General features: G+C 60.6%; 13 protein-coding genes. 4 read left to right on the top strand and 9 right to left on the bottom strand.

The window, feature by feature from the left end:
• The first annotated feature begins 102 nt into the window (after nt 1–102).
• Complete coding sequence (locus tag ATY77_RS00330) at nt 103–588, top strand: hypothetical protein (RefSeq protein ID WP_245309875.1); 486 nt, start codon at nt 103–105, stop codon at nt 586–588.
• Here ATY77_RS00330 and ATY77_RS00325 read toward each other — a convergent pair.
• Together ATY77_RS00325 and ATY77_RS00320 are read right to left on the bottom strand one after the other, a co-directional pair.
• Nucleotides 564–2,411, bottom strand: a complete 1,848-nt coding sequence (locus ATY77_RS00325) for a hypothetical protein (protein ID WP_141103891.1) — start codon at nt 2,409–2,411, stop codon at nt 564–566. The genes ATY77_RS00330 and ATY77_RS00325 overlap by 25 nt on opposite strands.
• A 303-nt stretch (nt 2,412–2,714) precedes the next feature.
• Nucleotides 2,715–5,192: a beta-glucosidase gene (locus ATY77_RS00320; protein WP_088685581.1), complete on the bottom strand. Its 2,478-nt coding sequence runs from the start codon at nt 5,190–5,192 to the stop codon at nt 2,715–2,717.
• Between the two features lie 112 nt (nt 5,193–5,304).
• On the opposite strand from ATY77_RS00320, the gene ATY77_RS00315 reads away from it, so the two are divergent.
• On the top strand, nt 5,305–5,940 hold the full coding sequence (locus ATY77_RS00315; protein WP_088686211.1) for a TetR/AcrR family transcriptional regulator: 636 nt from the start codon (nt 5,305–5,307) through the stop codon (nt 5,938–5,940).
• Nucleotides 5,941–5,986: 46 nt separating this feature from the next.
• Here the strand turns inward: ATY77_RS00315 and ATY77_RS00310 are convergent, their stop codons facing one another.
• From ATY77_RS00310 to ATY77_RS00285, 6 genes are all read right to left on the bottom strand, one after another.
• On the bottom strand, nt 5,987–6,292 hold the full coding sequence (locus ATY77_RS00310; protein WP_088685580.1) for a hypothetical protein: 306 nt from the start codon (nt 6,290–6,292) through the stop codon (nt 5,987–5,989).
• A gap of 105 nt (nt 6,293–6,397) precedes the next feature.
• Nucleotides 6,398–7,390: an inositol 2-dehydrogenase gene (gene iolG / locus ATY77_RS00305; RefSeq protein ID WP_088685579.1), complete on the bottom strand. Its 993-nt coding sequence runs from the start codon at nt 7,388–7,390 to the stop codon at nt 6,398–6,400.
• 38 nt (nt 7,391–7,428) lie between these two features.
• Nucleotides 7,429–8,232: a TIM barrel protein gene (locus tag ATY77_RS00300; RefSeq protein ID WP_088685578.1), complete on the bottom strand. Its 804-nt coding sequence runs from the start codon at nt 8,230–8,232 to the stop codon at nt 7,429–7,431.
• Between the two features lie 74 nt (nt 8,233–8,306).
• Complete coding sequence (locus ATY77_RS00295; RefSeq protein WP_088685577.1) at nt 8,307–9,101, bottom strand: ATP-binding cassette domain-containing protein; 795 nt, start codon at nt 9,099–9,101, stop codon at nt 8,307–8,309.
• A gap of 2 nt (nt 9,102–9,103) precedes the next feature.
• On the bottom strand, nt 9,104–10,225 hold the full coding sequence (locus tag ATY77_RS00290) for an ABC transporter permease (RefSeq protein WP_088685576.1): 1,122 nt from the start codon (nt 10,223–10,225) through the stop codon (nt 9,104–9,106).
• Between the two features lie 125 nt (nt 10,226–10,350).
• On the bottom strand, nt 10,351–11,298 hold the full coding sequence (locus ATY77_RS00285; RefSeq protein WP_088685575.1) for a sugar ABC transporter substrate-binding protein: 948 nt from the start codon (nt 11,296–11,298) through the stop codon (nt 10,351–10,353).
• Nucleotides 11,299–11,471: 173 nt separating this feature from the next.
• Here ATY77_RS00285 and ATY77_RS00280 point away from each other — a divergent pair, with 173 nt between their 5' ends.
• Complete coding sequence (locus ATY77_RS00280; protein WP_088685574.1) at nt 11,472–12,467, top strand: LacI family DNA-binding transcriptional regulator; 996 nt, start codon at nt 11,472–11,474, stop codon at nt 12,465–12,467.
• 10 nt (nt 12,468–12,477) lie between these two features.
• Here the strand turns inward: ATY77_RS00280 and ATY77_RS00275 are convergent, their stop codons facing one another.
• Complete coding sequence (locus ATY77_RS00275) at nt 12,478–13,311, bottom strand: alpha/beta hydrolase family protein (RefSeq protein ID WP_088685573.1); 834 nt, start codon at nt 13,309–13,311, stop codon at nt 12,478–12,480.
• A gap of 121 nt (nt 13,312–13,432) precedes the next feature.
• Between ATY77_RS00275 and ATY77_RS00270 the strand changes: the two genes are divergently transcribed.
• On the top strand, nt 13,433–14,356 hold the full coding sequence (locus ATY77_RS00270) for a LysR family transcriptional regulator (protein ID WP_190237549.1): 924 nt from the start codon (nt 13,433–13,435) through the stop codon (nt 14,354–14,356).
• The last annotated feature ends 5 nt before the right edge of the window (nt 14,357–14,361 follow it).

The following is a 14,361-nucleotide window of genomic DNA, read 5'->3' as shown; positions in this document are numbered from 1 at the left end:
GGGTTGCAAATTCTAAAGACTGTCAAGTTAAGGATGCACACGTCACAATCGAGCGAGCCGCTCCCGCGCTGCTCGGATGACGGGACCGAAAGACAGGAAACCATGAAGCATCTATTCACCATCGATCATTTCAGCTCTGCAGCAATTTCCCTCGCTCTGACCGCCGCTTTGGCTGTTTGCACCGCATCGGCAGCGTCGGCGGCATCCGGCAAGACCGATATCGCCATCAAGGCCTTCAAAGATCTGTGCCTGAAAACCGGCCCCTCCTTCACGGCAGGCATCAGCGGCGCCAAGGGCTACGGCGTTACAGATTTCTTCGATTTGAACGGCGGCAAAAACGGCATGACGAAGGATCATTCCATGTCCGTGCAGATCAAGCCGGGCCGCGAATGCGCCATCACCAGCCCCAACCGCTCCGACCCAACCCTGCATGACCAATTCCTGCGCACCGTCGCCGAATTCGCCGACAACGTGCCGATGAACGACAAGCCCAACCAGCCCTTCGTCGCGATCATCAAGGGCAAGCGCTTCATCTTCCAGCACGACCGCAACGGCGGCGAAGCCTATGTCATGATCCCGCAGAAATAAGCGGGAAGGACCAATTGTAAAGGAGTGGCGCCGAGCCTTAAGACGACACCGGGCGTATCCGTCTTGAGCGGATACGCCCGACAATCTGGGGTGAACCCCGCCTTCCCTAATCTAGGTCCGGCTTGATCGCCACCGTAACACCAAAGCTCTTCCGCCAATTGCCGAAGAGTTGCTTCGCCGCCCGGCAGATCGCGTAGCCGAATATTTCCGGAGTCATTTTCCCTATCGATGATCAGCGAACCGACCGGCTGGAGAAGGCGGGTTCGGAATTCCGCGGTTCGCCCCTCACCGGCTTTGCTAAACTGCCGATATAAGGCAGCGCTCGCCGGCGTCAGCGTCATATCGAGTGCTGGCCCGGACGAGGGATCGTTCACGACCGTCACTTTTGCGATCTCTATCGGCAAGTCCTCCGGAACGGCTTGGATCTCGAAGATAGCCCCAGGCACGGACGCCTCTCTTGCCATCGTGTGAAGCTCAGCGATATCCCCGCCAAAGACGTTGAATTCGCCCCCTAGGATCGGCTCATTCATGTGGAGCTCGGGCATAGGCCTCCCTGCCACCCTCACCTGTATTGCTCGAGGTATGTTGGCCATCGTGAAGTCGCCGAGCTCGATAGCGCTATCGGGCGCAAGGACGAGCTTGAGACCGTCACCTCCGTCAACATTGACGATCGCCGCGGCCGCGATCTTGAGCACGAGAGGCGCAGAGTATTTGACGTCTTCCGGCAGCTGCTCGGGAAGTCTGGGCTCGTCAGCCTCTGCTGGGTCATTCCCGGCACTTCCCAGCAATGCTTCCACACCTGCCTTTTCCGGCATCCCGCGCGCCTGCTTCATGTTCCCGACCGAGGCCTGCGAGCGCTCCATACCCGCTTTCATGGCCTCATCTCTTTCCCTCTGCCCAAGCTGGGCCGCTCTCAGACGAGAGTCATAATCGGAGGAACCGGTGATTGCATCGACTTGTCGAATATGCGTTCTCATGGTCGACTTCAGGCCGGCCATCTCCTGGATCGCGACTTCCGTTGCCTCTATCGTGGAGCCGTCCCGCAGCGAAACGACAGCGCGGCCGAATGAATGGAGGTTCGCTTTCTTGAGCGGAGCCAGTCGTTCGCTCGTCAGGTTCCATTTCGCTTGCTGGAGCGCGATGATTTCCTCAATTCCGGTTTGCGTAGCCTTCGTCATGGCATCGGCGTCGACGGTTTCGCTCCAGGTCACGACCGCCGTCTGACTTGAACGATCGATGCTTTCCCACACGCCCGATGTAACAGCTTGCACCGGCATGCCCTGGACGCTGGTTTCATGCGCGACCTTCCATGTTTCTCCAAGCTTGACGGTCACGCTGCTTTCTGCCTGATTGCGAGCCAGAAGCCCGATCCCGGGGATAAGCTCGTCGATCGCCCGACCTGGATCGGTCTCGAGTTCCGCGAGCAGACGCATGGACGTCGTCTTTTCCTGCGCGGCCGAAGCCGTTGAGACCACCTGCCCGATGCGCTGGCGAACGTCGCCGGGTTCCGCCAGTGCGGTTGGAAGCCCGCTCAGTTCGCCATCGAGTTCCACGGGAGCAGCACCAAGGACATCCGACGTGGTGAAAAACAGGACTTTCGGCGGCTGATAAGCATATGTATCGACGGGCGTTCTAGCGACCGATGTCCAGCGTGTCCGCATCTTTCGGCCATCCCTGGAAACCACTGTCATCGTTTGTTGAAACTCGCCGAGTTCAACCTGCTTCTGCGATGATCCCCAAGCCAGTTCATCGCGTTCGATCCGCCGCTCGCTTTCATAGGAGCGGTGAATACCAGGAGCAGCCTGGTAACCGGGAATCGTCACTATCTCCTGCCCCACGGCTGGCCCTGCGGCCAAGACGCTCAGGGTCAGCCAGAATATCGTATTCGGAAGGCCTCTGCTTTGCACTGCGAACTCCCCATGCTCTTCAAACAATGGCGCGGGTTTATGCGAACACCGCTGGAATTTGCGTGCAGTAGCGTCTCGATCATTTTGGCACAACCCAGCCTAGCATCCACCTAGGCGGAACGTTAATGAATTGTATTTTCAGCGACCGCCGAGCTGTGCGACATGCTCGCAGACATTACTCTCTGGAGCAGCATTGATAGAGCCAGTCACGAATGTGACCTATCGTTGCAGCCGGTCGTAGAACGTCGGCAACAGGTAGTCCTTCGGGGAAGGCAGATCGACCACAGCCCTTATATCCGCAGCATTCGCCGCCACCACCAGCTGATAGTCGCCCGCCTCGGCGCGGAAGGCGCCGCTTTCCACATCGAAATAAGCGAGATCGCGCGGCAGGATCTTCATGACGGCCGTGCCTGTTTCGCCGGGCTGCAGGGAGAGCTTGGCGAAGGCGCGCAGTTCCTTGTCTGGCCGTTCCACCTTGACCTTTGGGGAGCGCACATAGAGCTGGACCAGCTCCGAGCCGGCGCGGTCGCCTGTGTTGGTCACCTCGACGCTGACGGTCACGCCGTCGGAACCCATTTCGCTGGCCGAAAGCTGCGGCACGCTCCAGCGGAAGCTGGTGTAGCCGAGGCCGAAGCCGAAGGGGAAGAGCGGCTCGACGGCGCGCGTATCGTGATGGCGGTAGCCGACGAAGACGCCTTCGGCGTAACGCACATGCCCGTCCTTGCCGGGATAGACGGCCGGATCGCCCGTGATGGCGGAATTGTCGGTCAGCGCCTTGGGGAAAGTCTGCGGCAGGCGCCCGCCTGGTTCGGCATCACCGAACACGACATCGGCGACGGCGTTGCCGAGTTCCTGGCCGGGATACCACATCTGAAGCACCGCGCAGACCTTGCCGAGCCAAGGCATCTCGATGGGACCGCCGGTCTGCAGCACCACGACGGTGTTGGCGTTGGCGGCAGCCACCCGCTCGATCAGTTCCTCCTGATGGCCCGGCAGGCGCATGTCCGGCAGGTCCAATCCTTCGGTATCCCATTCGCCGTCGCGGCCGACGAAGAGCAGCGCCACATCGGCATTGCGGGCGATCTCGACGGCGTCCGCGATATCGGCCTCGCCGAGCGGCTTTTCCAGACCGAAGCGCACCGCGATGAGGTTGATGCCTTCCTCGGTCGCCATGGACGGCTCATATTCGACGCTGAGCTGATAGGCCCGGCCCGCTTCGAGCGCCACGCTGCCGCGCTGCTCGTCATTGGCGGTGCCGAAATAATTCTCGCCGCGCGTCCAGCCTTCATACCCATCGACCATCAGTGCGCCATCGACGAAGAGCCGCGCCAGCCCGGCATTGGTCATGCCGAAGACATGCTCGCCGCTCTCCTCCGGCGCGAACTGCATCGTCATCCGGGCGGAGAAATCGGCCGGATCGAGTTCGCCGGAGGGCAGTTCGAACCAGAAGAACTCGCCCTTGTCCACGGTCTCGACGTGAAGGGGATCGCCCTTGCAACCACGTCCCTTGAAATATTCGACGGTGATCTTGCCCTTGAACACATCGATCAGCCGGTTGTGGCGGCAGCCGACCGCGTGGCTGATGCTGTTGGCATTGGAAAGCGCGGCGCGAATGCCTTCGAGCGGGCTCACCGTATAATGCGCCGCGATCTGCGCGCTGCCGCCGCCCATGACGCGGGCGCTCGCCGCATTCGGTCCGACGACGGCGATGCGGTCGAGCGAGGTCTTGGCGAGCGGCAGGATGCCGTCATTCTTCAGCAGCACCGCGCCTTCGGCGCCGAGACGCCGGATCAGCGCCCGGTCCTCAGGCAGATCGACCGCCCGCTCGGTGAGATCGGGCTTGTTTTCGAAGGCGCCGACGCGTTCCAGCAGAACCAATATGCGCCGCGCCGCGGCGCGCACCGTTGCGGCTTCGACCTTGCCCTCGCGCACGGCCGCCACCAGCTTCTCGCCGCGGTCGCGCGCCGGACCCGGCATTTCGAGATCGAGGCCGGCATTGATCGTCTCGGCGGTCGAATGCGAGCCGAACCAGTCGGACATGACGATGCCTTGGAAGTCCCATTCCTCGCGCAGCACCTGGGTCAGCAGCCAGCGATGCTCGCTGGTATAGGTGCCGTTCAGGCGATTATAAGAAGACATGACGGCCATGACGCCGGCGCGGCGCACCGCCTGTTCGAAGGGCGGCAGGTAGATTTCGCGCAGCGTCCGCTCGTCGATATCGGACGAGATGGTCTGCCGCTCGATCTCCGATTCATTGCCGGCGAAATGCTTGATCGTTGCGGCGATCCCCTCGCTTTGCACGCCGTTGATATAGGCGACGGCGAGTTCGGCCGTCAGCATCGGATCTTCGGAATAGCATTCGAAATTCCGCCCGTTGAGGCCGGAGCGATGGATATTGACCGTCGGCGCGAGCAGCACGGCCGCCCCCTTGCTCTTCGCCTGGCGGGCCAGCGCCGCACCCATCTCACCGACAAGATCGGGATTCCAGCTGGCGCCGAGCGCGATGGCGACGGGAAAGCAGGTCGCCTTGACGCCGGCGACCAGCGAGCCCGCCCCGCGGGCGCCGTTCGGCCCGTCCGTCACCTTGATCTTCGGCACGCCGAGACGTTCGACCGGAGCGGTCGTCCAGAAATCGGCGCCCGAGAGCAGCGAGACCTGCTCCTCGAGGGTCATCTTGTCGAGAATGGAATCGATCATGCAAGCCTCCCGGGGTCAATCCTTAAACCTACCGATTACTCGGTATTTTTAAGATGTCAATCGGCCAAGCCTGATGTATGGAATGGAGAGCATGGAAAAGGCACCGGGAACGATGGCGGAATTGGCGGACCAGAATGTCGGGGAGGAGAAGCGTCGGCGCCGATCCCGCAAGGGAGAGACGCGCCGCGCGGAGATCCTGGCGGCGGCGATGCGGCGCTTTGCCGAAGACGGCTACCAGAATGCCGCGATCGGCGACATCGCCCGCGATGTCGGCCTGTCGCTGCCCGGCCTGCTGCATCATTTCCCGACAAAGGTCGATCTGCTGCTGGCGATCCTCGCCAAGCGTGATCTCGATAGCGCCGATTTCATCGGCCACTATCGCGCCGATCTTCCCGGCCTGCTCAGGGGCATGGTCGAAATCTTCCGCCGCAACGCCGGCATGATCGAAGTCATCAGGGCTTTCGCCATCCTGAATGCCGAGAGCCTGATGAAGGACCACCCTGCCAAGGCTTGGTTTCTCGATCGCGCCACCGAGATGCAGCAGCATGTCGCCGCGACCTTCGAGCGCGCCGCCGCCGACGGCTCGATCAATGCCGGCATCGACGGCAAAGCCATGGCCGCCGAACTGATCGCCGTCATGGACGGCCTGCAGATGCTCTGGCTGCGCGATCCCGACCGTTTCGACATGGTGGGCGGGCTGGAAGCCTATGTTACCAGGCTGCTGGCGAGCCTCGGCTTGAAGGATTGAACAGGCCCGGACACTGCTATCCGAGACTGCGCGATGGCTGCTGAGGCTATTGATGAGCGGGTGACACGCCTTTGGATCGCTCTCGAATATAGCTGGCGCAGAGATCCTTCAGGCCACGGTACGAACCGATTCCGAGAAGGCTGCTCAGCCGTATGACCGTCGTTTGCGAAACGCCGCATTTTTTTGCTACTGTAGCAGCGCTTTCGAAGGCGACCATCTCCGGATGCTCAAGCATCCGCCTGGCAACCTGCTCCACCTGGCCGGAGAAGCATATCTTGCCCTCGGCAATCGACCGCTTTAGTTCCTGAAGGCTTTGAGGACATTGATCTGTCATAGGACGCATGGCTGACATTGGCGCCTCCGTGGCGGACGTATTTCGCGCAGGACAAGTCGAGTTCGCATTTATGGAGTCAGGCGACGCATGGGATTCTCGTGGACCGGCTGCGTCGCCTCCACGTCAATTGACGGCAACTGGCCTGCCGGTCTGCCAGCTCACCGTAGCCGCCTCCGCCAGCTTTTGAGCCTGAAGCCCATCCAATCCACTTGGCTTCGGCGATGGGTTGCCGCTATTGATCGCTTCGATGAAGGCGTTGATCTCGTTGGCATACGCCTGGGCGTAGCGCTCAAGAAAGAAATGCTGAACGGGATCGCCGCTGACGCCGCTCGCATTGGAAAGTTCGACGCTCGTGGCGGCGATATTCTTCGCTGCAAGCATACCGGCAGCGCCATGCACTTCGATACGCTGGTCGTAACCATAAGTCGCCCGGCGCGAATTGGTGATAACGGCAATGCGGCCCGAAGCCGTCTGCATCTGCACGGCGGCAGTATCCACATCGCCCTCGGCCCCAATCGCCTTGTCGACGAGCGACGATCCGAGTGCATTCACGACTGCAAATTCCTCTCCGACCAGGAACCGGGCCATATCGAAGTCGTGGATCATCATGTCACGGAACAGGCCGCCGGAAGATTTGACATACTCGGCGGGCGGGGGCGCGGGGTCCCGGCTGGTGATCGTCACGATCTCGATTGCGCCGATATCGCCGCGGCGCAGGCGGGCCTCCAAACTCGCGAAGTTCGGATCGAACCGGCGGTTGAAGCCAATCATCAAAGTCGACCTGCTTCTCTCGACAACCTCGAGGCAAGCGTTGATGCGGTCGACCGATAGGGATACCGGCTTTTCGCAGAGAATGGCCTTGCCGGCTCGCGCTGCTGCTTCGATGAGATCGGCGTGGCTCGGGGTCGGCGTTGCGATCAAGATCGCATCGACGTTTGGGGACTTGATGACATCCTCCGCCTCGGCAACCTCGGCGCCCGTCCGCGCGGCAAGCTCTTCAGCTGAAGCCTTGAAGGCATCCGCGACATGAACAAGCTTCGCATTGGGGTTCGCCGCAATCGTTGTCGCGTGCACTTTGCCTATCCGGCCGGCGCCGATCACTCCAAACCTGATCATTGAATTCTCTCCATTGTAAGTCTTGACTATCGAAATATTCAAACCGTGAAGGCGTCGCGGAAGCGGGCAAGCGCTGTCTCGTCGTCGCCGGAAGCCCATGCCTCCATGCCAATCGTGCCGCTATAACCCATGTCCTTGAGCGCGCGAGCGATTGCCTTGTAGTTGATCTCTCCGGTGCCCGGTTCCATGCGACCGGGAACATCCGCCACCTGGATCTCGCCGATAAATGGAAGCGCACGCCGGCAAAGCTCGATCAAGTTCCCCTCGCCGATCTGAGCGTGGTAGAGGTCCAGATTGAGCTTCAGCGCCGGCCGGTTAACGGACGAGACGAGGGCGAGCGTATCCTCGGCCCTGGCGAACGGCGTCTTGGGATGATCGACTGCCTGATTGAGGTTTTCGAGCACGAAGGTCACGCCCTCCTGCTCCCCGAGGTCGGCGATGCGGTTCAGCGTATCGCATGCCTTGAGCCACATGGAACCTGTCACCTGGTCGGCCTTGACGACCGGCAGCCCGTTGCCGTCAAGACCGGTGCCATGCAGGTTGAGACGCGGGCAATTCAGCTGTCGGGCGACGGGGATCGATAACTTCGCGGTTCGCAGCAATTCTTCCGCACCTTCGTCATCCGCAAGCGTGCCGGACACATAGCCCGTCATCGACGAAAAAATCGCTCCCGATCCCGCAAGCGCGGCGATGTCGTGTTTCGTCCAATCCCAGATTTCGGCGTGAAAGCCGAGTTCGGTGATACGCTTCAGCCTGTCGACAACAGGAAGCGACTTGAAGACCATCTCGGCGCAAACGGCGAGCGTGAAGGGGGATGATGTATTCGACGGACCGTCGTTCATGACCATTTCCATGTTTGATGATTGAGAATGCGGTAGCCTGCCGAAGCCAATCGGGCACCGCGGAATAAGCTGGGCTAGATCGTGCCGCCGAGCTCTTCGGACAGTTGCTGCAGTTCCTTGCCGCCCGCCATCAGGTTCTGAAGATCATCCATCGCGATATCCGCCTTGACAAAAGTGCCGAGCGTCTGGCCGCGATTGAGAATGGTGAAGCGGTCCGCGACGGCATAGGCGTGCCGGACATTGTGGGTGATGAAGATCACGCCCAATCCGTTCTGTCGGACCTGATGGATGTATTTCAGCACCATCGAGGTTTGCGCCACGCCGAGCGCCGAGGTGGGCTCATCGAGAATCAGGATCTTGGCGCCGAAATAGACCGCGCGCGCAATCGCAACGCATTGGCGTTCGCCGCCAGACAAAGTGCCCACCGCCTGATTGGGATCGCGGATATCGATGCCGATCTTGCGCATCTCCTCACGCGTGACATCGTTGCAGTGCGCGAGGTCGAAGTGACGGAATGGGAAGATGCCTTTGCGTGGCTCCCGACCCATGAAAAAATTGCGCGTGATCGACATCAGCGGAATCATGGCGAGATCCTGATAGACCGTCGCAATCCCTGCATCGAGGGCGTCGCGCGGGCTGCGGAAATTGACCGGCTTGCCTTCGACCAGGAACGCGCCCCCGCTTGGTCGCACGACACCGGACAGCGTCTTGATCAAGGTGGATTTGCCCGCACCATTGTCGCCGAGGAGACAAAGCACCTCTCCGGCCGATACTTGCATCGACACGCCGTTGAGAGCGATCACGGAGCCGTAGTGCTTGACGATATCGGTAACTTCGATGATCGGCGTTCGGTTGTTGACGTCTGGCATGATCAGCGCTCCCCGGTAACCTTGCGGCGGATGAAATTGTTGAAGAGAACAGCCAGCAGCAGCATCGAGCCGAGGAAGACCTGAAACCAGTCGGAGTCGAACTTGGTATAGGTCAGGCCGATGGAAACCGAGCCGAAGATGATCGCTCCGAAGAAGGCGCCGATCGCCGAGCCGTATCCGCCTGTGAGCAGGCATCCGCCAATGACGGCGGCGATGATCGCCTCGAATTCTTTCTGAAAACCGCGTCGGGCGTCGGTCGAGCCGGCGTCAAGCACCGTGATGATGGCGACCAGCGCGGCGGCACATGCCGTCAGCGCGAACAGGCCGGTTTTCACCCTATGGACAGGGACGCCTGAGTTTCTTGCTGCATTGGGATCGCCGCCGGCCGCGAAGATCCAGTTGCCCATGCGGGTGCGCAGCAGGACCCAAGTTGCAGCCAGGGCAAGCACGACAAACCACAGGACCGATACGGGGATGCCGGTGACCTTCGGCAGGCCATTGGGGAACTTGTCTATCAGATCGTGATCTGCAAGCCACACGAACAGGCCCTTCAGCGCATCGCCGGAAAAGAGCCCGAGCAGGGGACTATCCTTCACATGGTCGCCGATGCCGCGAAGCTGCGTCGAGCCGCCGGTGGCCCATTTCAGACCCACGAGGGTCAAGCCGCGCAGTATGAAGAGAAATGCCAGGGTCACGATGAACGACGGCAGGCGGGTGTGAATGACGATCTGCCCATTGATCGCGCCCATGAACGCCGCAAACAGCATCGTCATGACGATGGCAACCGAAAGCGGTTGACCGAAATTGGTCAGGATGACGCCGAAAATCAGTCCTGCGAAAGCCACCATCGAGCCGATCGAGAGATCGAACTCGCCGCCGATCATGAGCAGCGCCGCCGCAATGGCGAGGATTCCCAGTTGCGATGCCGGCGCCATGATGGTCATCAGACCCGAAAGGGAGAACATCGTCGAATCTGCGGTAAGAAAGAAGAACACGATGACGAGGACAAGGCCGGCCACGGCACCAAGCTCGGGCCGCCGCATCATATGCTTCAAAAAACTCACTTGTTTGACGCGCTCATCGCCCTTCGGCGCAGCCGCCGCCTTTTGCTCAAGCGAAGCCATAACTCCTCCCACGGGATCGTAATTTAGGATAACGGCGGCGCTGCTCAGCACCGCGCTCTGTCAGCCAAACCCCCTCCCCGGTTCAGAGGAGGAGATTCTGGGAGAATGCCTTTCGGCAATTCTTTTCAGCGAATGCCCTTGGCGGAAAGATCTACGACCTGGGCGGCCTTTTCCTTGGTGATCAGGTTCGGGCCGGATGGGACGTTGCCCCCTGGGATCAGCCCGTATTTTGCGTAGTTGGCCAGGAACACGACCGGCAGATAGCCCTGCAGGAACTGCTGCTGATCGATCGCGAAGGCCGCCTTGCCATCGGCCACAGCCTTCAGGAAATCTGCCGAAAGGTCGAAGGTCGCGACATTGATCTTGCCGATCATTCCTACATCCTCGACAGCTGCCAGAGACGGCTCGCCGGCGGTGCCGGCGCCGAGCGCCATGACGGTATCGACCGCGACATTCGAACTCAGCGCCGCCTTGACCTTCGCACGGACGTCAGCAGGATCGTTGCTAACGGGCAGAACCATGACCTTGCCGCCAAAACCGTCGGCAAAGCCCTTGCAGCGCAGATCGAGCGCGACATTGCCGACCTCCTGATTGACGCACAAGCCTTCCTTGCCGCCCAATTCCTGCAGCTTCGCGCCGGCAGCCTTGCCCGCGGTGTATTCGTCCTGGCCGACATGCAGAAGTGCTCCCAACTCCTTCGAAACATCGGATCCCGAGTTGATCGAGATAACCGGAATGCCGGCGGCCACTGCCTTCTTGATCGACGGGCCGAGCGCCGAGGCATCCGGAATGGAGACGACGATCCCGTCAGGCTTCTGATTGATGGCAGCATCGATGAGCTGCCCCATTGACACCATGTCGAATGTTTCCGGCGCGCGATAGTCGACGCTGACGCCGATATCCTTCGCAGCCGCGTTGACGCCGTTCTTGACCACGGACCAGAACGGGTCATTGGCCTGGCCATGGGTGACGGCAACGATGCGAATATCGGCAGCGCTGACAACTGCCGAAGAGCACATGAGCGCAACAGCGACGGCCGCGCCCGCGAGAAGCGGTTTCAAATCAAATTTCATTTTACCCTCCCAAAAACAGTCCGCCTTATGCGAACCAGCATTTGCTACCGGTTGCAACTCATTTGCTACCGGTAGCAAACGCAGCCAAATTACTTTATCCTCGTCAGAAATCAAGCATCCATTCCATTTTTATTTTTTTATGGAATATTCATTCCAATCGAGAGGAGAAAGGCATGCGCAAAAGGGCAACCGCGAAAGAGGTGGCGGACGCTGCAGGCGTATCGAAATGGACGGTCATCCGTGCGTTTACGCCAGGCGCATCCATCACCGACGCCAGCCGGCAAAAAGTGCTTCAGGCCGCCGAGGCGCTGAACTATTCGCCGAACCTGCTTGCACGCAGCCTTGCAACAAACATCACACATCAGGTCGCGGTCTTCGTCGACGACTTCACCAATCCGCACAAGCTTCCGGTTCTGGAGATGTTGACCGAGCGCCTGCAGGCGGAGGGTCTGTTGACGGTACTGATCAATATCAATCGACATTTCGATCACGTTCATGCGCTGATCAATGCCGACCAACGGCAATTCGACGCCGTGATCCTGTTCGGGACGGCATTTCGCGAGGAAACTCTCGGTGATCGACGCCTCGGGCCGGGTTTTCCGCCGATGTTCGTCCTGGCAAGAGACAGCCAGATCCCTGGCGTCCCGGCAATCGCCTGCGATGCTGAACTCGCTCTCAGCCAAATGGTCGATTACCTGTTCGACAAGGGCTATCGCCGTCCGGGCTTCATGACGGGAGCAAGAACCCTGTCGACCGCACTCGGCCGGCGCCATCACTACGCGAATTTCTGGCGGCGGAAAGGCGTGGAGAGTGTCGTAGAGCTCAATACAGACCGATACAGTGCTGAGGCAGGCGCCGAAGCGGCGCGAGCCTATCTAAGCGCTACCCCTCCATCATCACGCGTGGATGTGCTGATGTGTGAAAATGACATTCTGGCGTTAGGAGCCATGGATACGGCCCGCAGCGAATTCGGTTGTCGCGTTCCGCAAGACCTTGCGGTGGTCGGCTTCGACAACATCGAGCTTGGCGCGACGCCCGCCTATGGCCTGACGACTTACGAGCAACCCACTTGTGACATGATCAATACGATCGTGGAGATGATTACCGGAGCCCGTGCCGTCGAAGCTGTCACCTTGCCAGGTCATCTCGTTCCCAGACTATCAGCTTGACTGCCGGGTTTCAGGGGAAGCGCGCCAGCCAGTCCAAGATGCGTCTGACCGCCTCGTGATACCGTTGCCCGACCAGCAAGCCCGTATGCGTCGTGCCGGCAAGACCCAGATATTCGCCGCCGATGTGCCGCGCCGCCGCCCGGCCGCGCCGGTCATCATCTTCATCTCCGACGGCTGAGATGACCAGGCTGGGACAGGTGATCCTTCGGCCGTCGATGGAAATCCCCTCCGCTCCGAAATAAAAGGAGAAGGCGCCGAAAGCCTTGCCGGACTCCATGGACAGGTATTTCCGCTGGAACGCGAGATCTTCGAAGGTCTCATCGGCGCTGAATTGCTCGTCGCGCGCCGGTGCGGGCACGACGAGACCGGGCGCCCGCGGGGCGAGACCTTGATAGGGCACCGCGTCATGCACTTGCCTGCAGATGCTGGAATCGATCAGCACCAGCCCGGCGATCTTCACGCTTTCCGCCAGTTTCTGGCTGAGGATGCCGCCCATGCTGAAGCCGATCACGACAGGCGGGCTCCCGCTTTCATCGACGATTTCGGCGATCGCCTCGCCAATGTCTTCGAGATAATCCTCGAATTCGACCTGCGTGAAATCGACCGATCTGCTTTTATAGTGGCCGCGCAGATTGATGCAGTAGGAGTTCCATCCTGCGGCCATGAAATGCGGGATGTACTTGCTCCACATCCAGCTGCCGGTGAAGGCCCCATGGACGAACAGCAGCGGCGGGCGGCCGGCTTTTTGCGAGTCACGGTTCCCATGAAATATCTCAAGAAAAAGGTCGTTCTCTCCGATGAATTTTTCCCTGGGCTCGGGCAATTCCTTGGCATAGTCCCGCATGCATTCGCTCCTTCGAGTTGGGGCAAGGCATCCGAGACAGAGGATATTTGTTACGCAATGTTGATCAATCACTATAGATGGACTTACATAAAGGACAAAATGTCCTCAATCGGATGTGGCCGTGGATAGTCTCGCAAGCGTCGTCGCCTTCGTTCATGCCGCCGAACAGCGGAGCTATGTCGCCGCCGCGCGCCTTGCCGGCGTTTCGCCTTCGGCGATCGGCAAAGCGGTGGCGCGTCTGGAAAGCCGCCTCCGCGTGCGGCTCTTCAACCGCACGACGCGCAGCATCAGCCTGACCGAGGAAGGGACAGTCCTCTACGAGCACTACAAACGTGTGCTCGACGACATGCAGGACGCGGAAGCAGCCGTGTCAAAGGGCCGGGACAGGCCGAGGGGGCGCCTGCGCGTCAGCGTTCCCCATATCGTCGGCCACCATCTTCTGATGCCGATCCTGCCGAGCTTCACCGCGCGCTTCCCCGAGATCGAACTCGACATCGATTTCGAAGACAGGGTCATCGATCTCGTTACGGAGGGGCTCGATGTCGTCGTGCGCAGCGGCGAGCTGGCCGATGCGCGGCTGATCGCCCGTCCGCTCGGCGAGCAGCATTTCGTCGTCTGCGCAAGCCCCGCCTATCTCGACCGCCATGGTCGGCCGGAGACGCCTGATGATCTCACCCGGCACGCCTGCATTCACTTCAAATACCCATCCAGCGGCCGCATCGCGCCCTGGGCATTCCGCCCGCCGCACGAGCGGCTGCTTCTGCCGAAAAGCCTGACATTCAACAACACCGATGCCGGGCTGCGGGCGGCGAGAGACGGGCTCGGCCTCGCGCATCTGCCCGTCTATGTCGCCGAGCCGCATATCCGGGCCGGCACGCTGATCCCGGTCCTCACCGCCTTCATGGCGCCCTTCGGCTCGCTCTCGCTCGTCTGGCCGTCGAACCGCCAGCTTTCACCCAAAATCCGCGCTTTCGTCGATTTCGTGGTCGAAAATTTTGCCGCCCGGCCCGAGGCTTTTCGACCGGCGGCCAGCTGGTCGCAGTGATCCGA

Origin of the sequence: Rhizobium sp. R634 (assembly GCF_002211305.1) — a bacterium.
Lineage (GTDB): Bacteria > Pseudomonadota > Alphaproteobacteria > Rhizobiales > Rhizobiaceae > Rhizobium.
This window is presented reverse-complemented; position numbering and strand designations above follow the sequence as displayed.

Coding starts and splice junctions, on each gene's coding strand:
- iolG (WP_088685579.1), bottom strand. CDS start 7,390: ATGATCAGGTTTGGAGTGATCGGCGCCGGCCGGATAGGCAAAGTGCAC.
- ATY77_RS00285 (WP_088685575.1), bottom strand. CDS start 11,298: ATGAAATTTGATTTGAAACCGCTTCTCGCGGGCGCGGCCGTCGCTGTT.
- ATY77_RS00315 (WP_088686211.1), top strand. CDS start 5,305: ATGGCGGAATTGGCGGACCAGAATGTCGGGGAGGAGAAGCGTCGGCGC.
- ATY77_RS00275 (WP_088685573.1), bottom strand. CDS start 13,311: ATGCGGGACTATGCCAAGGAATTGCCCGAGCCCAGGGAAAAATTCATC.
- ATY77_RS00280 (WP_088685574.1), top strand. CDS start 11,472: ATGCGCAAAAGGGCAACCGCGAAAGAGGTGGCGGACGCTGCAGGCGTA.
- ATY77_RS00295 (WP_088685577.1), bottom strand. CDS start 9,101: ATGCCAGACGTCAACAACCGAACGCCGATCATCGAAGTTACCGATATC.
- ATY77_RS00310 (WP_088685580.1), bottom strand. CDS start 6,292: ATGTCAGCCATGCGTCCTATGACAGATCAATGTCCTCAAAGCCTTCAG.
- ATY77_RS00320 (WP_088685581.1), bottom strand. CDS start 5,192: ATGATCGATTCCATTCTCGACAAGATGACCCTCGAGGAGCAGGTCTCG.
- ATY77_RS00330 (WP_245309875.1), top strand. CDS start 103: ATGAAGCATCTATTCACCATCGATCATTTCAGCTCTGCAGCAATTTCC.
- ATY77_RS00290 (WP_088685576.1), bottom strand. CDS start 10,225: ATGGCTTCGCTTGAGCAAAAGGCGGCGGCTGCGCCGAAGGGCGATGAG.
- ATY77_RS00300 (WP_088685578.1), bottom strand. CDS start 8,232: ATGAACGACGGTCCGTCGAATACATCATCCCCCTTCACGCTCGCCGTT.